Source organism: Nocardioides sp. SR21 (genome assembly GCF_022761125.1).
In the GTDB taxonomy this organism is placed as follows: Bacteria; Actinomycetota; Actinomycetes; order Propionibacteriales; family Nocardioidaceae; genus Nocardioides.
Genome location: NZ_JAKWJR010000004.1, coordinates 384280 through 406581, shown reverse-complemented (window position 1 = coordinate 406581; position 22302 = coordinate 384280). Strand labels below are relative to the sequence as shown.

Sequence of the window (22302 nt, the reverse complement as noted above, 5' to 3'; positions counted from 1 at the left end):
CGCCACAGCGCACTCGACGGGCTCCCGCCGATCAGCCGGCTACCAACCTGATGGCCGGGTACATCTAAACGTCGGCGAACGGCACGGCCACGCGGACCACGGTGCCGACGCCGACCTCGCTGTCGAGGACGACCCAGCCGCCGTGCGCCTGGACGATCGCCTCGACGATCGACAGGCCGAGGCCGGCCCCCCGGGTGTGCGCGGCGACCGCCGCGGGGCCGCGGTAGAGCCGCTCGAACAACCGGGCCCGCTCCTCCGCCGGCACGCCGACGCCGGTGTCGCGGACCTCGAGGACGCCCATGGAGCCCTCCTCGCTGATCCGCACGTCGACCCGGCCGCCGGGGTCGGTGAACTTCACGGCGTTCGTGACGAGGTTCTCCAGCACCTGCACCAGCCGGTAGAAGTCGCCGAGCACCAGCGGGACCGTGGTCCGCTCGAGGTTCAGGTGCAGGCCGCGCTCGCGGGCGGCCAGCGCGTGGTCGCCCACGACCCGGCCGGCGACCTCGCCGAGGTCGACCGGCGAGCGCAGGATCCGCAGCCGGTTGCCCTCGATGAACGCCATGGTCAGCAGGTCGTCGACCAGCTGCAGCTCGCGGGCGGCGTTGCGCTCGATGATCGCGAGCTGCGTGCGGGCGCGACGGCTCAGGTCGGTCTCGTCGAGGTCCCGCATCAGCTCGGCGTACCCGATGATCGACGTCAGCGGGGTGCGCAGCTCGTGCGACACCGTCGCGATCAGCTCGTCGCGGACCCGCTGTGCCTCGGCCTCCAGCGCGATGCGCTCGGACATGTCGCGGATCGCGATCGAGACCATCAGGCCGTCGGCGGTCTCGACCGGGGACAGCGAGATCTCGATCGGGAAGTCGTGCCCGTCGCGGTGCCGCGCCCGGAACTCCTGGGAGTAGCCCATCGGCACCGCCTCGGGCGCGACCAGATAGGTCTCGATCCGCTGCAGCAGCTCCTCCTCGCCCGGCTGCGCCACGATCGCCGGGACCGGCTGCCCGACGAGGTCACCGGGCTCGTAGCCGAGCACGTCGCGGACCCGGTTGTTCGCCAGCACGATCGCCGCGGAGCGGTCGATGATCACCGTGGGGTCCGGAGCGGCCTCGAGCAGGCTCCGGAACCGCTCCTCCGCGAGGATCCGCTCGGTCAGGTCGCGCACCGTGGCGGAGACGTACTGCTCCTCCTCGATCGTGACCGGCGACAGCGAGATCTCCGCGGCGAACTCGGTGCCGTCCGCGCGCACCGCGGCGAGCCGGAGCAGTCCCCGCGGGCGCAGGTGCGCGGCGAAGCCGTCGCGCTGCGCGGGGTGCCGGTCTCGGAACCGGGCCGGCACGAGCACCTCGATCGTCTGGCCGATCAGCTCGTCGGCCGACTTGCCGAAGACGTCGAGGCACTGCGCGTTGGCGAGCACGATGCGACCCTGGGGGTCGGCGATCACCACCGCGTCGGGCGCGGCGTCGAGGACGCTGCGCAGCAGCGCCCCGGTGTGCTCGTCCACGCGCCCGACCCTAGCCGCAGTCGAACCGCTGCCCGGGGCGCCACGACTACCGGTCCAGCAGTGTGACGACCTCGTCGGCGACGCCCCAGCTCATCGTCACGCCCGCCCCGCCGTGCCCGTAGCAGTGGACGACGTCGCCGACCCGCTCCAGGCGCACCGCCGGACGCACCGGCCGCAGTCCGACCTTGTGACGGAGCACCCGCGCCCCGCGCAGCTCCGGCACCAGCCGCGCCGCGCGCGTGAGGATGTCCTCGGCGACCTCGGGCAGCGGGGTGCGCGACCACTCCCCCTCGACGTCGGTGCCACCGACGACGATGTCGTGCGCGCGCGGCACGACGTACGTCGGTCCGCTGTTGTCCAGCCACCACCGGTCCAGCCCGAACTGCTCGACGTACACGACCTGCCCCCGCACCGGCACCACCGTCCGGTCCGCGCCGAGCAGCCGCGCGCCGAGGCCCGAGCAGTTGACCACCAGGCCGCCCGGGAGCGCGCCGAGGTTGAGGCGGGTGATGGTGCCGCCGAGCTCGGTGACCCGCCCGGCGAGCCAGTCCAGGTAGACGTGCATGTCGGCGACCGGCGTGGTGAAGCTCCAGCCGCTGCTCCAGCCGTCCGGCACGTCCCGCGTCGCCTCCAGCTCGGGCAGCGCGGCGTTCCACCACGGGTCGGTCTGCGGACCGCGCAGCACCTCCGTGCCCCGCATCATGCGGACGCCGCACTCGGGATCGGTGTCCGCGAGCGCGTCGAAGACGGCGTACGACGTCCGCGACCAGCTGACCACCCGCTCGCGCGGGAGCGCGCGGTACGGGTACCAGAGCGCTGCCGCCACCGCGGAGGTCGTCTCGCGCGGGAGGTCGCGGGCGACCACGTCGACACGGTGCCCGGCCTCGAGCAGCCGGACCGCACACGTCAGGCCGACCACGCCCGCTCCGACGACGATCACGCGCTGCGACATGGGTGCAGTGTGTCGCAGAGTCGGCGGTCTCGGGTGTTACGCCCCGGCTTCGCGCGGGGCGGTCGGGTCGGCGCCCTCGCCCTTCTGCTCGCGGGCGACGTACTCCTCGATGTCCTCGACGTCGTCGACGTTGCGCTTCACCACCGCGAGCAGGTCGCTCATCGTGGCGACCTCCTCGACCTGCTCCTTGATGAACCACTGCATGAACTGCTCGGAGGCGAAGTCGAACTCCTCGCGCGCGATGCGCAGCAGCCCGTTGACCTGCTCGGTGACCCGCTTCTCCTGCTCGAGCGCGAGCTCGACCGGCGCCACGACGTCCGCGAACTGGTTGACCGGCGCCTCGACGGAGGGGATCGCCACCTCCGCGTCGGTGTCGAGGAGGTACTGCACCATCATCATGGCGTGCGCGCGCTCCTCGAGCGCCTGGGCGTAGAAGAACGCCGCCATCTGCGGCATCGTCAGCGCGTCGTAGTGGATCGCGCACGCGAGGTACTGGTTGTGCGCGGAGAGCTCGTTGCCGATCTGGACGTTGAGCTGCTCGGCGAAGCGGGGGGCGGCCACGGGGTGCTCCTCGGGGTCAGCAGTGATCAGGGGGCAGGCGGATCAGGCAGCCTTGGCGAGCTTCTTCTTGGTGACCTTCTTGCCGTCCACCCGAACCAGCTTGCGCTTCTTGACCGTATACCCCGAGGGCAGCGTGCCCTCCTTCAGCATCCGCAGCGGGCAGCGACCGCACTTGGTCTTGGACTCGCAGCACTCGATCTTCGGCAGCTTCGCCACCGTCGACTTGGAGTCCTTCTTCTTGCCCACGGCCGGAACGGTAGCACAGGAGTTAGGAGAGCCTTACCTCATCATCTCAGCGTCCATGCCGGGCAGCGTCATCCGCAGCCGGGCGCCCTCGCGCGACGGTACGACGGCCAGCGTGCCGCCGCTCGCGTGGACCACCGACCGTGCGATCGCCAGGCCCAGGCCGGCGCCCGGCACCTCGGCCTCGACCGCGGCCGCGCCCCGGTGCAGCCGGTCGAAGACCTGCTCCCACTCCTCCTCGGGAATGCCCGGGCCGGTGTCGGCCACCTCCAGCCAGACCTCGCCAGGCGTCCACCCGGCGGTGATCACCGCGCGGCCGCCTCGGGGGGTGAACTTCACGGCGTTCGCGACCAGGGGGTCGATCGCCCGCGTGAGCCAGTGCTCGTCGGCGCGCACGAGGATCGGCACGTCCGAGGTCTCGGCCAGCAGGTCCACGCCGACGGCGACGGCGGCCGCCCGGTACTCGTGGACGACGTTCTCGATCACCACCGTCAGGTCGGTGACGCAATCACCGCGGTCCGCCTCGCCGCGGTCCACGCTGGTGAGCGTCAGCAGGTCCTCGACCAGGTCGTGCTGGCGCTGCGCCCCGCGCAGGATCATCCCGGTGAGCCACGACAGGCGGTCCCGCAGGTCGGGGTCGTCGACCGCCGCCACCTCGTCGGCGAGCATCTCCGCGCTGCCGAGGATCGAGGTCAGCGGGGTCCGCAGCTCGTGGGAGACCGTCCTCAGGAACAGCGACTTGAGGCGTTCGGCCTCCGACTGCAGCTCCTCGACGGCGCTCATGTCGCGGACGGAGGCCGAGATCAGCGTGTCGTGGTCGGTCCCGATCGTGGACAGCTCGACGTGGACGGGGAAGGTCGACCCGTCGCGGCGCCGGCCCACCACGCGGTTGCCCTGGGCCATCTCGTGCCGCTGGGCCTGGCCGCTGAACCCCTCGCGCAGCGAGACGTGCCGCGCGTGCTGGGCCGAGGGCACGAGCAGCTCGACCGGCCGGCCGACCAGCTCGTCCTTCTCGTAGGCGAACAGCTCCTGCGCCCGGGCGTTCGCCATCACGATCCGGCCCGAGCCGTCGACGATCACGTTGCCGCTGTGCACCGTGTCGAGGAAGAAGCCCAGCGGATCGTCGTCCGGGTCGGACCGGTCGGCGATCACCAGCGAGAGCAGCGGCGGGTGGTCGTCGAACGGCCGCAGCAGCCGGCAGACCACGCGGACCGGGAACTCGTCGCCGTCCTCCCGGACCGCCCACAGGTTGACGTTGACCGTGCGCTTGGCGCCCTCCTCGACCAGCCGGACGTAGACGCGGTCGTAGTCCTCGAACAGGCGTTCCGGCGTGAGCATCCGCGCCCGCTGGCCGACCAGCCGGTCGCGGGCGTAGCCGAACATCCGCTCGCAGGCCTGGTTGACCAGGACGATCCCGCGGTCGGTGCCCATCAGCAGCCGCGCCTCGTCGGCCTCGTCGAAGAGCTGGTAGATCGCGTCGCCGACCCGCGCGCGCAGGGCCTCCCCGAGGCTCGCGCCCTCGCCCGCCGTCAACGCGGCCCCGCGAGCGGGAGCGACATGCGGAACCGGCCGCCGTCACCGGGTACGGCGACCAGCGTGCCGCCGGCCGCCTCGACGATCGAGCGGGCGATGGTGAGGCCCAGGCCGGCGCCCTGCGTCTCGGCCCGCACGGCGTCCTCCCCACGGCGGAGGCGGCCGAAGATCAGCTCCTGCTCCCCCGAGGGCACGCCCGGCCCCGTGTCGCAGACCTCCAGCGTGGCCGCGTCACCGGCGCCGACGACGACGGTCACCGTTCCGCCGGGCGGGGTGAACTTCACGGCGTTGTCCAGCAGGCAACCGATGGCCCGCACCAGCCAGCTCTCCTGGACGGAGACGAGCACGGGCGTGCCGGTCCCGACGACGTCGATCGTCAGCCCACGGCCGCCGGCGCGGTCGCGCACGTGCGCGACGGCACCCTGGGCGACCAGGCCGAGGTCGCACAGCCCGGTCCCGACCTGCTCCTCCGACGCCTCGATCGAGGTCAGCGCGAGCAGGTCGTCGATCAGGGTCAGCTCGCGGCGGGCGGCCCGCGTGATGCGCTCGGTGAACGCCTCGGCCTGCTCGCGCGCCTCCGGGTCGGCCACGGTCGCGAGCGCGTCGATGAGCATCTCCGAGCTGGCCATGATCGTGGTCAGCGGCGTGCGCAGCTCGTGCGAGACGGTGGCGAGGAACTGCTCCCGCAGCTCGTCGTTGCGCGACATCAGCTCCTCGACCCCGGTCAGGTCGCGGATGGTGGCCGAGATCAGCACGTCCTCACCTCTGCCGATCGTCGACAGCAGCACCTGCACCGAGAACGTCGACCCGTCCTTGCGCCGGCCGAGGACCCGGTTGCCCCGGCCCATCGGACGCCGCCGCGCGCGCCCGGTGAACCCGTGCCGGAGCGCATCGTGTCCCTCCCGTGCCGCCTCGGGCACGAGGACCTCGACGGGCTGGTCGACCAGCTCGTCCTCCCGGTAGCCGAACAGCGCCTCGACCTGCTCGTTCGCCATCACGATCCGGCCGTCGCCGTCGACGATGACGCTGCCGTCGATCAGGGCGTCGAGGAGCTCACGGAAGCCGGTGTCGGCGCCGGTGTCGGCCCGCGGCTGGAGGACGTACGAGAGCAGCCGGTCGGTACCGAGGTGGATCAGCCGCGCGGTCAGCCGCACCGGGAGCTCGCGACCGTCGCGGTGCGCGGCCCGCAGGTTCAGGCGTACGGCGTCGTGCGAGTCGGAGGCGACCATGAGCTCGCGCAGCCGGGCGTACTCGTCGTACAGGTGCGGCGGCACGATCAGCCGCTCCGGGTTCCCGACGAGCTCGTCGCGGCTCCAGCCGACCAGCTCCTCGCAGCTCTGGTTGACCAGGACCACGACTCCGTCGACATCCGCGAGCACGCGGGCGTCGTCGGCCTGCTCGAACAGCCTGAGCAGGGCATCCCTCGGCGCCACCTGGTGCACCATGAGCGGAGTCTAGGGCGAAGTCAGTCCAGATCGTTGGCCCTGCGGATCACGTCGACGATGCCGCCCATGATCTCGGTGAGGCCGAAGTCCTTGGGTGTGTACACCGCCGCGACGCCGAGCTCGAGCAGCCGGCGGCCGTCGGACTCGGGGATGATCCCGCCGACGATGACCGGCACATCGCCCAGCCCCGCCTCCCGCAGGCCGTCGAGGACGTCGGGCACCAGCTCCATGTGCGAGCCGGACAGGATCGACAGCCCGATGCAGTGCACGTCCTCGGCCACCGCGGCCGCGACGATCTGCTCGGGGGTGAGCCGGATGCCCTGGTAGATGACCTCGAAGCCGGCGTCCCGGGCGCGTACGGCGACCTGCTCGGCGCCGTTCGAGTGCCCGTCGAGACCGGGCTTGCCGACCAGCAGCCGCAGCCGGCCGCCCGTGTTCCCACTGAGCTCCTCGCCGGTCGACTTCACCCGCTCGCGGACCGCGGTCAGCTCGGCGCCCGCCTCGACCACGACCGCGCCGGTGACGCCGGTCGGGCCGCGGTACTCCCCGAACACCTCGCGCAGGGTCGCGGCCCACTCCCCCGTGGTCGCGCCGGCCCGGGCGGCGGCCAGGGTCGGCGCCATCAGGTTCGCGTCGGTCTTCGCGGCCGCGGCCAGCGCTGCGAGCGCCTCGGCGACCTCGCCCTCGTCACGCTGGGCCTTCCACGCCTCGACGCTCGACCGGGCGGTCTTCTCGGCCTCGGGGTCGGCCGCCATGATCGCGCCGTCGAGGTCGGCGGTCAGCGGCGACGGCTCGGTGGTCTCGAACCTGTTGACGCCGACGATCACCTCGTCGCCCGCCTCGATCCGAGCGCGCCGGGCGGCGTGCGAGGACACCAGCTCGGACTTCATGTACTCGACGGCGGCGATCGCCCCACCCATCGCCTGCACCCGGTCGATCTCGGCGCGGGCGCCCTCGACCAGCTCGGCGACCTTGGCCTCGATGACGTGCGAGCCGTCGAAGATGTCGTCGTACTCGAGCAGGTCGGACTCGAAGGCGAGCACCTGCTGCAGACGCAGCGACCACTGCTGGTCCCAGGGCCGCGGCAGGCCGAGCGCCTCGTTCCAGGCGGGCAGCTGCAGCGCGCGGGCCCGGGCGTTCTTGGAGAGCGTGACGCCGAGCATCTCCAGCACGATGCGCTGGACGTTGTTCTCGGGCTGGGCCTCGGTGAGGCCGAGGGAGTTGACCTGCACGCCGTACCGGAACCGGCGCATCTTCGGGTCCTGGACGCCGTAGCGCTCCTGGGTGATCTCGTCCCAGAGCTGCACGAAGGCCCGCATCTTGCAGGTCTCCTCGATGAACCGGACGCCCGCGTTGACGAAGAACGAGATCCGGCCGACGACCTTCTCGAAGTCCTCGTCGTTGACCTGGCCGGAGCTCTTCACCTGGTCGAGCACGGCGATCGCGGTGCTCAACGCGTAGGCGAGCTCCTGCGTCGGCGTCGCCCCGGCCTCCTGCAGGTGGTAGCTGCAGATGTTGATCGGGTTCCACTTCGGGATCTGGTGGACCGTGTAGGCGATCATGTCGGCGATCAGCCGCATCGAGGCCTCGGGCGGGAACGCGTAGGTCCCGCGGGAGAGGTACTCCTTGATGATGTCGTTCTGGGTGGTGCCGGCCAGCTGGGCGGCGACGTCCTCGGGCGAGAGGTCGGGGTTCTGCTCCTCGGCGACCACCTGGTACATCGCGAGCATCCACATCGCGACGGCGTTGATCGTCATCGAGGTGTTCATCGCGGTGAGCGGGATGTCCTCGAAGAGCCGGCGCATCTCGCCGAGGTGCGGGACCGGTACGCCGACCTTGCCGACCTCGCCGCGCGCGAGCGGCGAGTCCGGGTCGTAGCCGGTCTGGGTCGGGAGGTCGAAGGCGACCGACAGACCGGTCTGGCCCTTGGCGAGGTTGGTCCGGTACAGCGCGTTGGACGCCGCGGCGGTCGAGTGCCCGGCGTACGTCCGCATCACCCAGGGACGATCCTTCTCCGTCATGGGACCGAGAGTAGGGCGGCGGCTACCGATTGGTAACCGCCTGTGGGGTTTGCAACATCAGTGCCCGGGTTCGATGCCCTGGATCAAGCAGAGACGGCGACCCGCTCGACCTCGACGATGCGGATCAGGTGGGAGAGGTGCAGCATCCGGCGTACGGCGGGGCCGCAGCCGCGCAGCGTGAGGTGGTGGCCCGCGGCGCTGGCCCGGCGGGTGGCGACCGCGAGGACCTTCAGCGCGGTCATGTCGATGGTGGTGACCTCGGTCAGGTCGACGACGACGTCCTCGTCGTGTCCCTCGAGGTGCTCGTAGATCGCGGTGCGGACCTCCCACGTGCTGCGCACGTCGAAGTCACCGCTGAGGTGCAGAACCGGTCCGTCGGTGAGGATCTCCATGGTGTACCCCGTCCCTCCGGGGTCCTGAGAACCCCCGGTAAGCGCCATCTCGCGATGGTCCTGTTACTGATAATGACGCGCGAGAGGGCCGATCGGTTGCTTCGCGTGCCGGAACTTTTCCGCCGTGTCGTGTCCTGATGGCGTGGCCCGGAGGAGAGGAGCGGCAGGCCCGGCGCCAGATACACCGTCCGGTCACCGTGCCGATATCTTGGCGGGCATGGTCAACCTCACCCGGATCTACACCCGCACCGGCGACGGCGGGCAGACCCGACTCGGCGACATGAGCACCACCACCAAGACCGACCTGCGGCTCGCGGCGTACGCCGACGTCGACGAGGCCAACGCCCACCTCGGCGTCGCGATCGCGCAGGGCGGGCTCGAGGACGACGTCGTCGCGGTGCTGACCACGGTGCAGAACGACCTGTTCGACGTGGGCGCCGACTTCTGCACGCCGGTGGTCCCCGACCCGGAGTACCCGCCGCTGCGCATCGAGCAGGCGTACGTCGACCGCCTCGAGGCGTGGTGCGACCACTACAACGAGTCGCTGCCGAACCTGCGCTCGTTCATCCTCAACGGCGGCACCGCCGGCGCCGCGCTGCTGCACGTCGCGCGCACCGTCACCCGGCGCGCCGAGCGCTCCGCCTGGGCGGCGCACGAGGTGCACGCGGACACGATGAACCCGCTCGCGATCACCTACCTGAACCGGCTCTCCGACCTGCTGTTCATCCTGGCGCGCCACGCGAACCGGGAGAACGGCGACGTCCTGTGGGTGCCGGGGGGCGAGCGCCAGGTGTGATGTCTAGGCGCGCAGGCGGTCGCCGCGCTCGCGGGCCGCGAACACGGTCACCGCGGCCGGGACCATCAGGCCGGCGATCACGAGCAGCGTCTCGAGCGTGCCGATGTGGTCGGCCAGCAGGCCGAGCAGCGGCGGGCCGGCGAGGAACGCCGTGTAGCCGATCGTCGACACCGTGCTGACCCGGCGGGCGGCGCGCAGCGGGTCGTCCGCGGCCGCGCTCATGCCGACCGGGAAGCCGAGCGAGGCTCCGAGGCCCCAGACCACGATGCCGAGACCGACGACGGCCACGTGGTCGCCGTACACGATCATCAGGATGCCGGCGAACGCCGCGGCGGCGCTCCCCCACAGCACCGGCGAGCGGCCGTAGCGGTCGAGCACCACCGGGCCGTAGAGACGGCCCGCGACCATCGAGATCACGAACACGGTGAAGCCGGCGACGCCGACCCAGTGCGCGACGTCGTACCCGTCGATCAGCGCCAGCGAGAGCCAGTCGTTGGCCGCGCCCTCGGAGAGCGCGAACGCCATCACCATCACACCGATGGCGAGCGTGCGCGGCTCCTTCCAGGGCGACCAGGAGCCCGCGGCAGGCTTGTCCGGGTGCTCCTCCTGCGCCGGGAGGTACGACGCCGCCATCCGCCAGGCCACCAGCGCGGCCAGCGCCGCGAAGCCGCCCACGTGCAGCACCAGCGGCGCGTGGACCGCGGCCATCGGGATGCCGATGCCCGCACCGGCGAACGCGCCGAAGCTCCAGCCCGCGTGGAAGCGCGGCATGATCGTGCGGCCGAGCTGGCGCTCGACCTCCGCGGCCTCGACGTTCATCGAGACGTCCCACGTGGCGATGCCGATGCCGTCGATGAACAGGCCGACCGCGGCCAGCGCGATCATGTCGGTGACGACGCCGGTCATCGCGACGGTCAGGCCGGCGCACACCAGCACGGCGCCGAACCGGGTCACCATCGACGCGCTGAACCGGTCGATCAGCCGCCCGCTGAGGGGCAGCGCGATGACCGACCCGAGCGAGATCGCGAGCAGCAGCAGCCCGAGCGAGGCGTTGTCGAGCTCGAGCCCGCTGCGGATGTCGGGCAGCCGGGAGACCATGGTCGCGAAGCAGAAGCCGTTGAGCGCGAAGCTCGCCGCGACCGCGTTGCGCGTGTGGAGGAGGGAAGGCACCCGCTCAGTATCCGTAGGTCTCGCGCATCTCCCGAACCCAGGCACCGAAGAGTGGGATGTCCCAGGCCTCGCTGAGCGCGAGCGCGGTGTCGGCGTGCTGGGCGGCGAGGTCCCGCTCGCCCACCGCCGCGGCCGCCATCGCGAGGTATCCGTCGATCGGACCCGAGGCGAGGTCGGACCCGGCGCAGCACCCGCGGCCGGCGTACGGCGTGAGGCGCTCGTAGGCGCCGGCCGCGACGTCGCGCTCCCCGAGGTGCAGCGCGATCGCGGCGCCGTGGCACCACGCGAGCAGGGAGATCTCGTTCTCGTGGTCGAGCGGGGCGCCGTGCTCGGCGAAGTACTCCCGCGCCCGGTCGTGCTCGCCCGCGCGCCAGAGGTAGAGCGCGACGCTCGCCGCGAAGGGGTAGCCCGTGTTCTCGAACTCGAGCAGCACGGGGACCATCTCGAGCGAGCGGCCCTGCCAGAACCGCAGCGCGAGCATCGAGCTGAGCACGGACTCGTCGGCGTTGGTGTGGGACAGCCGGCTCGACACCCGGTGCAGGTGCTCGATGACCCGGTCGCACTCGTCGAACCGGCCGGCCATCGCCAGCCAGGGCACGACGATCCCGTCGAGCACGGTCTCGCCGAAGGCGATGCGGAGCCGCTCGGCCTCGCGACGCGCCACCTCGACGGCCTCGAACAGCTCCTGGCGGCGGCCGAGCTCGCTGAGGACCGCGGAGCGCAGGCAGGCCGAGACGACGAAGCTCCGCTCCCGGCCGGCCTGCCGGGCGATCTCCATCGCCTCGGTGATGAGCTCGAGCCGCTGCGGCGCCGTCCGCGGCACCCACAGCGCCACGAACGAGATCTGGCAGGCGTCCATGACCAGCACCGGGTCGTCGAGCCGGCGCGCCATCGCCAGCGCCTCGTCGCACAGCGCCCGGCGCTCCTCGTAGGCCATCGAGGTGTCGATCTCGTTGGCCAGCGCCAGCATGCTGTGGCACCGCAGCGCGGAGTCCTCGGGCGGCAGCCGGTCGAGGCTGCCGCGCAGCGCGTCGACGACCAGCTCGTTGATCCCGCCGGGCGGTCCCGAGCGCCACAGCACGCCCACCGTGGTCGAGATCGCGGCCCGGGCGACCGCCTCGGGGTCGCGCAGCTGCTTGCCGACCACGATCGCCTGCTCGACGGTCGCGACCAGGCCGGGCAGCTGGGCCGCCCACCGGTACTCGTCGGTCAGCGCCATCAGCAGGTCGAACCGGTCCCGCAGCGTCGCCTGGCCGTCGCCCTCGATCGAGACCAGCGCGCTCTGGAGCAGCTCGGCGGCCTCGTCGTACGCGTAGAACCGGCGGGCCAGGCCGGCAGCCTCCACGGCGGCGCGCCAGGCACGGTCGGCGTACGACGGCCCCGCCTGGTGCCAGTGCCAGGCCACCTCGGTCTCACGACCGGGCACGTCGCCCAGCGCCTCGGCGACACGGGCGTGCACCCGCGCGCGACGGCTGGCGTTCAGCCCGCCACGCAGCGTGTCGCGGACGAGCGCGTGGGCGAAGAGGTACTGGTCGATGCCGTCCTCGCGGACCAGGCCCGCCGCCTGCGCCGGCTCGACCACGTCGAGCAGGTCGTCCTCGTCGATCCCGGTGACCAGGGCCAGCGTCGGGGTGTCGAACTGCCGACCCATCACGGCGGCGGCCCGGAGCGCGGTCACGGTCTGCTCGGGCAGCCGGAGCAACCGGCGGTTGAGCACCTCGGTGATCGCGGTCGGCAGCTCCTCGGAGGCGGCGCTGCGCTCGCCGCGCTCCCCCGCCAGCCGCGCGAACTCGACCAGGAAGAAGGGATTGCCGTCGGTCCGCGCGCTCAGCAGCGCCACGTCGTTGGGGTCCAGCTCGCGGCTCGTCACGCTCTCGAACACCGTCGCCGCCTGCTCGGGCGGCAGCCCGGACAGCTGGAGCCGCAGCGCGTGCATCCGGGCCAGCGCCTCGGCCACCTCCGCCAGCACGCCGGTCGGCTCCGGGTGCGTCCGCCAGGTCGTCACCACCAGCAGCCTGGCCTGGTCGGTGGTCTCGATCAGGATCCGGAGCACCCGCAACGTCGAGGCGTCGGCCCAGTGCAGGTCGTCGAGGACGACCACCAACGGCTCGTCCCGCGCGGCCTCGCGGACCGCGCCCGCGATCCGCTCCCACGCACGGAACTGACCGCTCTCACCCTCGGCGGCCAGCTCGTCGTCGAGCAGGCTGACGCCGAGCCCGTCGAGCACGGTCTTCCACGGCCACAGCGGCGGGGCGCCGTCGTCCTGCGAGCAGCGCCCGACCAGCACCCGCAGCCCGCGCTGGCGGGTCCGCAGGATCAGCTCGGCGGCCAGCCGCGACTTCCCGATGCCGGGGTCGCCGGTGATGACGGCGTACGACGGCTGCCCCCGCTCGGCGGCCTGGACCACGTCGACGAGCGACTCGAGGTCGGCGTCGCGGCCCACCATCGGCCACGGCGCGACCTGCTCGGACGACGGGTGGGGCGCCGGGGTCGCGGCGGCCGGGGCCGGCGCGGCGACGGGAGCAGAGCCCGCGTCGGGGGCGACCCAGTCGAGCTCGGGATCCTGGCGCAGCACCGCGGTCTGCAGGTCGCGCAGCTCGGCCGACGGCTCGAGGCCGAGCTCCTCGTCGAGCACCTCGCGGACCCGGCGCAGCACCTCCAGCGCGTCGGCCTGCCGCCCGGAGCGGGTCAGCGCGAGCGCGTTCAGGGCCCACATCCGCTCCCGCAGCGGATGGGCGGCGATCAGCGCCTCCATCTCCGCGGCCACGGTCGCGTGGTGCCCGAGCGCGAGGCTGACGACGGCGCGGTCCTCCAGGGCGACCAGGCGCAGCTCCTCGAGACGGACCCGCTCGGCCACGGCGGCGTCGGCGTCCCCGAGCTCGGCGTACGGCGTTCCCCGCCAGAGCGCGAGTGCGCCGTCCAGGGCCGCCAGCTCGGCGTTCAGCTGCCCGGCGTCGAACGGTGAGCGGCCCCACCCGAGCGGCTGGACCCGGCGGTGGACGTCCTCGACGGTCCGCTGGAAGCGCTCGACGTCGACGCTCTCCTCGGGCACCCGCAGCGCGTAGCCGGGCGCGACCGTGACCAGCACCGTCGCCGGCGCACGGCGCTCGCGGTTCGGCTCCATGACCTTGCGCAGCTGCGAGACGTAGGCCTGCAGCGTCGCGGTCACGCCGGGCGGCGCGGAGTCCTCCCAGAGCAGGTCCACGATGGCGTCCACCGAGACCGGCCAGCCCCGCGAGAGCGCGAGCGCGGCGACCAGCGCCCGCTGCTTGGGTGTGCCGAGATCCACCGGCGCTCCGGCCAGGCTCACCTCGATCGGACCGAGGACGGACACCTCCACGCGCACAGCGTAGAGAACGTGACTGGGACGCGGTCCAAGTCAGCTCAAAGTGGACTCCAAGTGCGGCGCTGCATCGTCCTCTCACCACCACAGAGCAGCACCCACCACAAGGAGTCACCCGCATGACCACCGAGCTCCACACCCAGAGCCACACCGCTGTCCCCCGCGCCCACGCCCTGCGCGGTCTGCTCGACGGCCGCCTGCACCTCCCCGGTGACCCCGGGTACGACGCCGCCCGCGTCCCGTGGAACTTCGCCGTCGACCAGCGCCCGGCCGCGGTCGCGTTCCCCCGCACGGCCGCCGAGGTCGCCACCGTCGTCCGCGTCGCCGCCAACGCCGGCCTCCGCGTCGCTCCGCAGAGCACCGGCCACAACGCCGGCCCGCTCGCCGCCCAGGGCCTCGACGACACCGTCATCCTCCGCACCTCCGAGATGGCCACCGCCATCGCCGACCCGGCCCGCGGCATCGTCCGCGTCGAGGGCGGCGCGATCTGGGAGCCGGCCGTCGACGCCGCGGCCGCCCACGGCAAGGCCGTCCTCCACGGCTCCTCCCCCGACGTCGGCATCGCCGGGTACTCCCTCGGCGGCGGCATCGGCTGGTACGCCCGTCAGCACGGCCTCGCCGCCAGCAGCATCACCGCGGTCGAGATCGTGATCGCCGACGGCACCCTCGTGCGCGCCGACGCCACCACCAACGCCGAGCTCTTCTGGGCCGTCCGCGGCGGCGGCGGCAGCTTCGGCGTCGTCACCGCCCTCGAGTTCAAGATGTTCGACATCGAGACGGCGTACGCCGGCATGATGCTGTGGAGCCTGCGCGACATCGAGCCCGTCCTCCGCGCGTGGGCCGCCTGGGCCCCCGACGCTCCGGACGAGATCACCACGTCGTTCCGGGCCATGCGCCTGCCCGACCTGCCCGACCTGCCGGAGTTCCTCCGCAACCAGGAGCTCGTCGTCATCGACGGCGCCGTGCTCGGCTCCGACGCCCGCGGCGAGGAGCTGGTCGCCCACCTGCGCGCGCTGAAGCCGTTCATGGACACCTTCCTCCGGGTGCCCGCCAAGTCGCTGGTCCGCCTCCACATGGACCCCGAGGGTGGCGCCCCCGGGATCTCGAGCAGCGCGATGCTCGGGTCGTTCCCCGACGCCGCGGTCGACGCCTTCATCGCCGAGGCCGGCCCGGACGCCCAGACCTCGCTGCTCATGGCCGAGCTGCGCCAGCTCGGCGGCGCCCTCGCCCGCCCGCACGAGGGCGGCGGCGTCGTCAACAAGCTGGACGCACAGTTCGTCAGCTTCGCCGCGGGCATGGCCATGTCCCCGGAGATGGGCGCCCAGGTCCACGCCGACGCCGCCCGCTTCAACGAGGCGCTGGCGCCGTTCGACAACGGCCGCCAGTACGGCAACTTCGCCGAGGGCCCCGTCGACGCCCGCTCCATCTACGCCGACGACGTCTGGACCCAGCTGACCGGCATCCGCAGCGCCGTCGACCCCCACGGCGTCTTCCAGGCCAACCACGCAGTCCCGCGCCTCTTCGAGAACGGCGAGCCCACCGCCTGACCCGCTGGTCGAGCAGCGAGCGCCAGCGAGCGTCGTCGAGACCCCCGCACCCGAGGCAGGCGCTCGGGTGCGGGGGTCTCGACAGGCTCGACCAACGGCACCTGCAACATCCATCACCCTTCATGAAGGTGACAACCGAGAACACGGAGCCGCCCCACGCAGCCGCCGAAGGCGGCGCGGGGCGAAGCCCCAAAGAGCGTCGAACCGAGGCGCGGCGGGAGCGAAGCGGAGACGCGGCGAGGTAGCGACCGGGGCGAGGCCCGCGACGCCGAAGGCAGCGAGGCAGCACGCTCGCCAGGGCGTGGGCCGCATCCGGAACCGCGCCACCGCGCGGCTACGACCTCGCAGCTACCGACTCGGCGGCCGGGTCCAGTCCGTCCCCGGCGGACCCGCCTCGAGCCACGACTGGAACCCCATGAGCGAGGCGGGCGACATGGCCAGCTCGACCTGGCCGTCCGGGGTGGTGCAGGTGATCACCACGTGATCGGGGTAGAGCGACATCTGCTCGGCGCCCTCGGGGTCACGACGGCCGACGTACGTCAGCCGGGAGCGCTCCAGCGTCAGCTTCGGACGCGGGGAGAGCGAGAAGTAGCGGAACCACTCCAGGGTCTCACCGGAGTAGCGGCCGAGGCCGAGAAGCCAACCGCGTCCGGTCCTTCCGGACCGGACGCGGCAGCTGAGCTCGAATGTCCCACCGTGGCGAGAGACCCAACGGCGCCGGACGATGAGGCCGGCGCCGTAGATCAGGACGAGGGCAAGCAGGACACCGACCGCGTCGAGCAGCCACTGCCATACCGGCATCCACGAACTCCGTCCTCCCCTGCCTCCGCAGGAGTGCGCTCACCCTAGCGGGCGCGTGTTCAGGACCGGAGACCGGTCTGTCAGGAGGTCTTCTCGACCGCGCGGATGCGGGCCTCGGCCCGGCGCAGCCGGCGCTCGGCGTCGTCGTTGGCACCGACGAGACCGCGCGCCTCCTCCAGCTCCGTGCGGGCCCGGTCGACGTCGATCTCGTCGGGCAGCTCGGCGTGGTCGGACAGGATCGACACCCGGTCGTTGGCGACCGAGAGGAACCCACCGTCGACCACGGCCACGACGACGCCGCGGTCCGCGGTGGAGATCTCGACGACGGCGTCGCTCAGCAGCGAGAGCAGCGGAGCGTGGCCCCGCAGGACACCGATGTCGCCCTCGATGGTCCGTGCGATGACCATGTCGGCCTCCCCGGACCACACCGTGCGGTCCGGGGCGACCAGCTCGACATGGAGCGCGCCGTTCTCAGCCATCAGAGGCTCTTCTGGATCTCGGCCCACTTCTGCTCGACGTCGTCCAGACCGCCGCACATGAAGAAGGCCTGCTCGGCCACGTGGTCGTACTCGCCGTCCGCGATCTTGTTGAACGCCTCGATGGTGTCGACGACGGGGACCGTGGAGCCCTCGATGCCGGTGAACTGCTTGGCCACGTAGGTGTTCTGCGACAGGAAGCGCTGGATGCGGCGCGCCCGGGACACGATGATCCGGTCCTCTTCGGAGAGCTCGTCGACGCCGAGGATCGCGATGATGTCCTGGAGCTCCTTGTTGCGCTGCAGGATCTGCTTGACCCGGATCGCGCAGCTGTAGTGCTCCTGACCGATGTACTGCGGGTCGAGAATGCGCGACGTCGAGGTCAGCGGGTCCACGGCCGGGTAGATACCCAGCGACGCGATCTCACGCGACAGCTCCGTGGTGGCGTCCAGGTGCGCGAACGTGGTCGCCGGGGCCGGGTCGGTGTAGTCGTCGGCCGGCACGTAGATCGCCTGCATCGAGGTGATCGAGTGACCACGGGTCGAGGTGATCCGCTCCTGGAGCACACCCATCTCGTCGGCGAGGTTCGGCTGGTAGCCCACCGCGGACGGCATGCGGCCGAGCAGCGTGGACACCTCGGAGCCGGCCTGGGTGAACCGGAAGATGTTGTCGATGAAGAGGAGCACGTCCTGTTGCTGCACGTCGCGGAAGTACTCCGCCATCGTCAGGGCGGACAGCGCGACCCGGAGGCGGGTGCCCGGCGGCTCGTCCATCTGGCCGAAGACGAGGGCGGTCTGGCCGAGAACGCCGGCCTCCTCCATCTCGACCATGAGGTCGTTGCCCTCACGGGTGCGCTCGCCGACACCGGCGAACACCGACACACCACCGTGGTCGCGGGCCACACGCGCGATCATCTCCTGGATGAGCACGGTCTTGCCGACGCCGGCGCCACCGAACAGGCCGATCTTGCCGCCCTGCACGTACGGCGTGAGCAGGTCGATGACCTTGATGCCGGTCTCGAACATCTGGGTCTTCGACTCCAGCTGGTCGAAGGCCGGCGCCTTGCGGTGGATGCCCCAGCGCTCGTTGACCTCGAAGGTCTCGCCCTCGGCCAGGTTGAGCACGTCGCCGGTTGTGTTGAACACCTTGCCCAGCGTCGCGTCGCCGACCGGCACCATGATCGGGTTGCCCGTGTCGGTCACCTGCGCGCCGCGGACCAGGCCGTCGGTCGGCTTCAGCGAGATCGCGCGGACCATGCCGTCACCGATGTGCTGAGCGACCTCGAGCGGCAGCGTCGCGGTCTCGCCCGACAGCGTGACGTCGACCTCGAGCTTGTTGTAGATCTCGGGCATCGAGTCCACGGGGAACTCGATGTCCACCACCGGGCCGATCACCCGGGCGATGCGGCCGACGCCCCTGGCGCCGGTCTCCTGGGTCTCTTCGATCGTTGCAGTCATGTCTTTCACTCACTCCCGGCTTGGGCGTCGGCGAGCGCGTTGACGCCTCCGACGATCTCGCTGATTTCCTGGGTAATGCCGGCCTGGCGGGCCTGGTTGGCGATTCGCGTGTACTTCTTGATCAGCTCTTCGGCGTTGTCGGTCGCGGACTTCATCGCCTTCTGGCGGGCGGCCAGCTCGGAAGCGGCTGCCTGCAGCAGAGCGAAGAAGATCCGGCTCTCGACGTAGCGCGGGAGCAGGGCGTCCAGCACCGCCTCGGCCGACGGCTCGAACTCGTAGAGCGGCAGCGCGTCGGCGGCCTCGGGCTTCTCCTCGCCCTCGACGACCTCGAGCGGCAGCAGCCGCACCGCGGTGGGCTCCTGCACGAGCATCGAGCGGAACCGGGTGAACACGACGTGCACCTCGTCCACGCCCTCCTCGCCCTCGGCGAGGAACGAGTCGATCAGCGCCGCGCCGATCTCCGAGGCCGCCTGGTGCGACGGCTGGTCGGAGAAGCCGGTCCACGAGCTCACGACCGGGCGGCCGCGGAACTTGAAGTACGCCTCGCCCTTGCGACCGGCGACGAACACGGAGACGTCCTTGCCATCGCCGCGCAGCATCTCGATGAGCCGCTCGGCCTCCTTGAGCACGCTCGAGGAGTAGGCACCGGCCAGACCCCGGTCGCTCGTCACGATCAGGACCGCGGCGCGCTTCGGGTTCTCGGGCTCCGTGGTCAGGGCGTGGTCGACGTTCGAGAACGTCGCCACGGCCGAGATCGCACGGGTGAGCTCCCGGGCGTACGGCGCAGCGGACTGCGCCCGCTGCTGCGCCTTGATGATGCGGGACGCAGCAATGAGCTCCATGGCACGCGTGATCTTCTTCATCGACTCTGTCGACTTGATCCGCGCGCGGTACTCACGCAGCGATACGGCCATCTGGGATCAGCCCCGCTTCTGCTTGACGATCTGCTCCTGCTCCTCGTCCTCCAGCGCCTCGACCGGGGCCTCGTGGCCCACCTTGATCGAACCGCCGTCAGAGGTCTCGAACTGGTCGAGGAAGGAGTCGTACGCAGCCACGAGCGACTCTTCGTCCTCGAACTTCTGCGTCTCGCGGATGCCGCCGAGGATGCCGGCGTGCGAGCGCTTCAGGTAGTCCAGGAACTCCTGCTCGAAGCGGATGACGTCACCCGTGGGCACCTTGTCCAGGCGACCGCTGGTGCCGAGCCACAGCGAGACGGTCATGTCCTCGAGGGTGTACGGCGAGTAGGCGGACTGCTTGAGCAGCGCCATCAGGCGCTGGCCACGGTCGAGCTGCTGGCGCGAGGCCGCGTCGAGGTCGGAGGCGAACATCGCGAACGCCTCCATCGCGCGGAACTGCGCGAGGTCGACCTTGAGCGAGCCCGTGACGGCCTTCATCGCCTTGGTCATCGCGGCACCACCCACGCGGGACACCGAGACACCGACGTCGATCGCCGGGCGCTGGTTGGCCGCGAACAGGTCCGACTGCAGGAAGATCTGGCCGTCGGTGATCGAGATGACGTTGGTCGGGATGAACGCCGAGACGTCGTTGGCCTTGGTCTCGATGATCGGCAGACCGGTCATCGAGCCCGCGCCGAGGTCGTCGGAGAGCTTCGCGCAACGCTCGAGCAGCCGGCTGTGCAGGTAGAAGACGTCGCCCGGGTAGGCCTCACGGCCCGGCGGGCGGCGCAGCAGCAGCGACACGGCGCGGTAGGCCTCGGCCTGCTTGGTCAGGTCGTCGAACACGATGAGGACGTGCTTGCCGTCGTACATCCAGTGCTGACCGATCGCCGAGCCGGTGTACGGCGCGAGGTACTTGAAGCCCGCGCTGTCGGACGCCGGGGAGGCGACGATCGTGGTGTACTCCAGCGCGCCGGCCGCCTCGAGGGCGCCGCGCACGGAGGCGATGGTCGAGCCCTTCTGACCGATCGCGACGTAGATGCAGCGCACCTGCTTCTCCGGGTCACCGGAGTCCCAGTTCTGCTTCTGGTTGATGATCGTGTCGATCGCGATCGTGGTCTTGCCGGTCGCGCGGTCGCCGATGATCAGCTGTCGCTGACCGCGACCGATCGGGGTCATCGAGTCGATGGCCTTGATGCCGGTGGCGAGCGGCTCGTGGACCGACTTGCGCTGCACCACGGTCGGCGCCTGGAGCTCCAGGGCGCGGCGCTCGCTGGTCTCGATGTCGCCGAGCCCGTCGATCGGCGTGCCGAGCGGGTCGACGACACGGCCGAGGTAGGCGTCGCCGACCGGGACCGAGAGGATCTCGCCGGTGCGGCGGACCGTCTGGCCCTCCTCGATCTTGTCGAAGTCACCGAGGACGACGACACCGATCTCCCGGGTGTCCAGGTTGAGCGCGATGCCCAGCGTGCCGTCCTCGAACTCGAGCAGCTCGTTGGCCATCGCCGAGGGCAGGCCGCTGACGCGCGCGATGCCGTCGCCGGCAGTCGCGACCGTGCCGACCTCCTCCTTGGAGGCGGCGTCGGGCTGGTACTCGGAGACGAACCGCTGCAGCGCGTCCCGGATCTCGTCCGGACGGATCGAAAGCTCCGTCATATCTGCGTCCCTACTCTCTTGGGCTCTGCCGTTGGTCTGGCTGTGTGTGTTCTGCGTACGTGGGGCTGGTGGCGTCAGCCGGCCAGCTTGCGTCGGGCGTTGTCGAGGCGGGCGGCCACGGTGCCGTCGATGACGTCGTCACCGATCTCGACCCGCAGTCCGCCGAGCAGCTCGGGCTCGACCTCGATGTTCAGGTGCACGGGCCGGCCGTACTGGGTGCTGAGCGCCTCCGCGAGGCGGCTGTGCTCGGCGGCCGAGAGCTCCCGGGCGGTGCGCACCAGCGCGACGCCCTCGCCCTGGGTCGCCGCGGCGACCTTCTGGAACTCGGTGATCGCGGCGTGGACCGACCGGAACGAGCCCGCGAGCGCCTGCTCGACGAGCGCGATCGTGGCCGGCAGCGCCTTGCCCTCGAGCAGCTGCCGGAGCAGGCCCACCTTGTCCTCGCGCGAACGCGCGGGGTCCGAGAGCGCGATGCGCAGGTCGGCGTTGTCGTTGACGACCTGGCCGGCGATGAAGAGCTCGTCGGACAGCCGCGACGCCGCGTTGCGACCGGCGGACCGGACGACGGCGATCACACCGAGGTGCTCGAGCGTGTCGGCGAGGTCCCGGGCGGCGAGCCAGCGCAGCCCCGCTCCCTCGGCGAGGACGTCGACCGCAGCCGTGCCGGCCTTGCCGTCGAGCAGCCCGTGCACGAGCGCGGCCTTGGCCTGCGCCGGCGTCGACACGTCGGTCAACGTACGGCGCAGGGCCGGCTCGCTGCGGAGCAGCTCGGCGAGACGGAAGAGGTCCTGGCCGAGCTCCGCGAACTGCTCGAGCGTGATGCCGTCCTTGTCGACGCGCGCACCGAGAACCTGCAGCGCCTCCGCGGAGGAGCCACGCAGGGAGCTCAGGGGCTGAACCATCAGCTCGCCCCGTTGCCCGCGGCCTGCGACGCCTCGATGGTCTCGAGGTCGGCGAGGAACCGGTCGACCACGCGCGACGAGCGCTCGTCGTCGTCGAGGCTCTCGCCCACGATCCGGCCGGCGAGGCTGGTCGCCAGGGTGCCGACCTCGGCCCGCAGCGAGGTGATCGCCTGCTGGCGCTCCGCCTCGATCTGCGTCTTGCCGTGCTCGACGATGCGGCTCGCCTCGGCCTGGGCCTGCTCCCGCATCTCCGCGACGATCGCGGCGCCGTGCTCACGAGCCTCCTCGCGGATGCGAGCGGCCTCGTGCCGGGCGTCGGCGAGCTGCTGCTCGAGCTCGGCGAGCTTGGCGTCCGCCTCCGCCTGCTTGGTCTCGGCGGCCTCGAGGCCACCCTCGATGGCCTTGGTGCGCTCTTCGAAGGTCGTCTCGAAGTTCGGTACGACGAACTTCTTCACGGCGAAGAAGAGGATGCCGAAGACGACCAGGGAGAGGCCGATCTCGACGAGGTGCGGGAGGAGCGGGTTGAGCTCGTGCTCCTCGGCCTCCTCGGCCGCGCGCACCACGAGCGGCGCGATCAGTGCTTGCATGGCAGGTCCTTCCGGGGTCCTACGTC

At 71.6% G+C, this 22302-nt stretch carries 19 protein-coding genes; 2 read left to right on the top strand and 17 right to left on the bottom strand.

Annotated features, from left to right (window positions below; translation table 11 throughout):
• Positions 1–64: 64 nt before the first annotated feature.
• The 8 genes from MJ604_RS10320 to MJ604_RS10285 form a co-directional block, all read right to left on the bottom strand.
• Complete coding sequence (locus tag MJ604_RS10320) at positions 65–1498, bottom strand: PAS domain S-box protein (protein WP_243058255.1); 1434 nt, start codon at positions 1496–1498, stop codon at positions 65–67.
• A 46-nt stretch (positions 1499–1544) separates the two neighbouring features.
• Complete coding sequence (locus tag MJ604_RS10315; RefSeq protein WP_243058254.1) at positions 1545–2450, bottom strand: FAD-dependent oxidoreductase; 906 nt, start codon at positions 2448–2450, stop codon at positions 1545–1547.
• 36 nt (positions 2451–2486) lie between these two features.
• Positions 2487–3011, bottom strand: coding sequence for a ferritin (locus MJ604_RS10310; protein ID WP_243058253.1), 525 nt, complete (start codon positions 3009–3011; stop codon positions 2487–2489).
• 42 nt (positions 3012–3053) lie between these two features.
• Positions 3054–3257, bottom strand: coding sequence for a hypothetical protein (locus MJ604_RS10305; protein ID WP_243058252.1), 204 nt, complete (start codon positions 3255–3257; stop codon positions 3054–3056).
• Between the two features lie 33 nt (positions 3258–3290).
• Complete coding sequence (locus MJ604_RS10300; protein WP_243058251.1) at positions 3291–4787, bottom strand: PAS domain-containing sensor histidine kinase; 1497 nt, start codon at positions 4785–4787, stop codon at positions 3291–3293.
• A complete protein-coding gene (locus tag MJ604_RS10295) occupies positions 4784–6232 on the bottom strand; it encodes a PAS domain S-box protein (protein WP_243058250.1) in 1449 nt (482 codons plus the stop codon). Before MJ604_RS10295 ends, MJ604_RS10300 begins: the two co-directional genes overlap by 4 nt.
• A gap of 20 nt (positions 6233–6252) precedes the next feature.
• A complete protein-coding gene (locus tag MJ604_RS10290) occupies positions 6253–8253 on the bottom strand; it encodes a protein meaA (RefSeq protein ID WP_243058249.1) in 2001 nt (666 codons plus the stop codon).
• Between the two features lie 83 nt (positions 8254–8336).
• Complete coding sequence (locus tag MJ604_RS10285) at positions 8337–8645, bottom strand: STAS domain-containing protein (RefSeq protein ID WP_243058248.1); 309 nt, start codon at positions 8643–8645, stop codon at positions 8337–8339.
• A 217-nt stretch (positions 8646–8862) separates the two neighbouring features.
• On the opposite strand from MJ604_RS10285, the gene MJ604_RS10280 reads away from it, so the two are divergent.
• A complete protein-coding gene (locus tag MJ604_RS10280) occupies positions 8863–9441 on the top strand; it encodes a cob(I)yrinic acid a,c-diamide adenosyltransferase (protein ID WP_243058247.1) in 579 nt (192 codons plus the stop codon).
• A 3-nt stretch (positions 9442–9444) separates the two neighbouring features.
• Here the strand turns inward: MJ604_RS10280 and MJ604_RS10275 are convergent, their stop codons facing one another.
• Together MJ604_RS10275 and MJ604_RS10270 are read right to left on the bottom strand one after the other, a co-directional pair.
• The gene (locus MJ604_RS10275) at positions 9445–10611 is read right to left on the bottom strand and encodes an MFS transporter (RefSeq protein WP_243058246.1); all 1167 of its coding nucleotides are present in this window, start codon (positions 10609–10611) and stop codon (positions 9445–9447) included.
• Between the two features lie 4 nt (positions 10612–10615).
• Positions 10616–13951 carry a BTAD domain-containing putative transcriptional regulator gene (locus MJ604_RS10270; RefSeq protein WP_243058245.1) on the bottom strand — a complete coding sequence of 1112 codons (3336 nt, stop codon included), beginning with the start codon at positions 13949–13951 and terminating at the stop codon, positions 10616–10618.
• 122 nt (positions 13952–14073) lie between these two features.
• On the opposite strand from MJ604_RS10270, the gene MJ604_RS10265 reads away from it, so the two are divergent.
• Positions 14074–15501: an FAD-binding oxidoreductase gene (locus MJ604_RS10265; protein WP_243058244.1), complete on the top strand. Its 1428-nt coding sequence runs from the start codon at positions 14074–14076 to the stop codon at positions 15499–15501.
• Positions 15502–15849: 348 nt separating this feature from the next.
• On the opposite strand, the gene MJ604_RS10260 is transcribed toward MJ604_RS10265, so the two are convergent.
• The 7 genes from MJ604_RS10260 to MJ604_RS10230 all read right to left on the bottom strand — a co-directional run bounded on the left by MJ604_RS10260 (position 15850) and on the right by MJ604_RS10230 (position 22276).
• On the bottom strand, positions 15850–16302 hold the full coding sequence (locus MJ604_RS10260; protein ID WP_243058243.1) for a DUF2550 domain-containing protein: 453 nt from the start codon (positions 16300–16302) through the stop codon (positions 15850–15852).
• 80 nt (positions 16303–16382) lie between these two features.
• Entirely contained in the window at positions 16383–16781 is a 399-nt protein-coding gene (locus tag MJ604_RS10255; protein ID WP_243058242.1) for a F0F1 ATP synthase subunit epsilon, read from the bottom strand.
• The gene (gene atpD / locus MJ604_RS10250) at positions 16781–18235 is read right to left on the bottom strand and encodes a F0F1 ATP synthase subunit beta (protein WP_243058241.1); all 1455 of its coding nucleotides are present in this window, start codon (positions 18233–18235) and stop codon (positions 16781–16783) included. Before atpD ends, MJ604_RS10255 begins: the two co-directional genes overlap by 1 nt.
• 5 nt (positions 18236–18240) lie before the next feature.
• Positions 18241–19149, bottom strand: coding sequence for a F0F1 ATP synthase subunit gamma (locus MJ604_RS10245; RefSeq protein WP_243058240.1), 909 nt, complete (start codon positions 19147–19149; stop codon positions 18241–18243).
• A 6-nt stretch (positions 19150–19155) separates the two neighbouring features.
• Positions 19156–20787 carry a F0F1 ATP synthase subunit alpha gene (gene atpA, locus MJ604_RS10240; RefSeq protein ID WP_243058239.1) on the bottom strand — a complete coding sequence of 544 codons (1632 nt, stop codon included), beginning with the start codon at positions 20785–20787 and terminating at the stop codon, positions 19156–19158.
• A gap of 74 nt (positions 20788–20861) precedes the next feature.
• Positions 20862–21689 (bottom strand): F0F1 ATP synthase subunit delta, encoded by an 828-nt coding sequence (locus tag MJ604_RS10235; RefSeq protein WP_243058238.1) that lies wholly within the window; start codon positions 21687–21689, stop codon positions 20862–20864.
• Positions 21689–22276 carry a F0F1 ATP synthase subunit B gene (locus MJ604_RS10230; protein WP_243058237.1) on the bottom strand — a complete coding sequence of 196 codons (588 nt, stop codon included), beginning with the start codon at positions 22274–22276 and terminating at the stop codon, positions 21689–21691. Before MJ604_RS10230 ends, MJ604_RS10235 begins: the two co-directional genes overlap by 1 nt.
• Positions 22277–22302 lie beyond the last annotated feature (26 nt).

Coding starts and splice junctions, on each gene's coding strand:
- MJ604_RS10315 (WP_243058254.1), bottom strand. CDS start 2,450: ATGTCGCAGCGCGTGATCGTCGTCGGAGCGGGCGTGGTCGGCCTGACG.
- MJ604_RS10295 (WP_243058250.1), bottom strand. CDS start 6,232: ATGGTGCACCAGGTGGCGCCGAGGGATGCCCTGCTCAGGCTGTTCGAG.
- MJ604_RS10290 (WP_243058249.1), bottom strand. CDS start 8,253: ATGACGGAGAAGGATCGTCCCTGGGTGATGCGGACGTACGCCGGGCAC.
- MJ604_RS10285 (WP_243058248.1), bottom strand. CDS start 8,645: ATGGAGATCCTCACCGACGGACCGGTTCTGCACCTCAGCGGTGACTTC.
- MJ604_RS10280 (WP_243058247.1), top strand. CDS start 8,863: ATGGTCAACCTCACCCGGATCTACACCCGCACCGGCGACGGCGGGCAG.
- MJ604_RS10265 (WP_243058244.1), top strand. CDS start 14,074: ATGACCACCGAGCTCCACACCCAGAGCCACACCGCTGTCCCCCGCGCC.
- MJ604_RS10260 (WP_243058243.1), bottom strand. CDS start 16,302: ATGCCGGTATGGCAGTGGCTGCTCGACGCGGTCGGTGTCCTGCTTGCC.
- MJ604_RS10255 (WP_243058242.1), bottom strand. CDS start 16,781: ATGGCTGAGAACGGCGCGCTCCATGTCGAGCTGGTCGCCCCGGACCGC.
- atpD (WP_243058241.1), bottom strand. CDS start 18,235: ATGACTGCAACGATCGAAGAGACCCAGGAGACCGGCGCCAGGGGCGTC.
- MJ604_RS10245 (WP_243058240.1), bottom strand. CDS start 19,149: ATGGCCGTATCGCTGCGTGAGTACCGCGCGCGGATCAAGTCGACAGAG.
- atpA (WP_243058239.1), bottom strand. CDS start 20,787: ATGACGGAGCTTTCGATCCGTCCGGACGAGATCCGGGACGCGCTGCAG.
- MJ604_RS10235 (WP_243058238.1), bottom strand. CDS start 21,689: ATGGTTCAGCCCCTGAGCTCCCTGCGTGGCTCCTCCGCGGAGGCGCTG.
- MJ604_RS10230 (WP_243058237.1), bottom strand. CDS start 22,276: ATGCAAGCACTGATCGCGCCGCTCGTGGTGCGCGCGGCCGAGGAGGCC.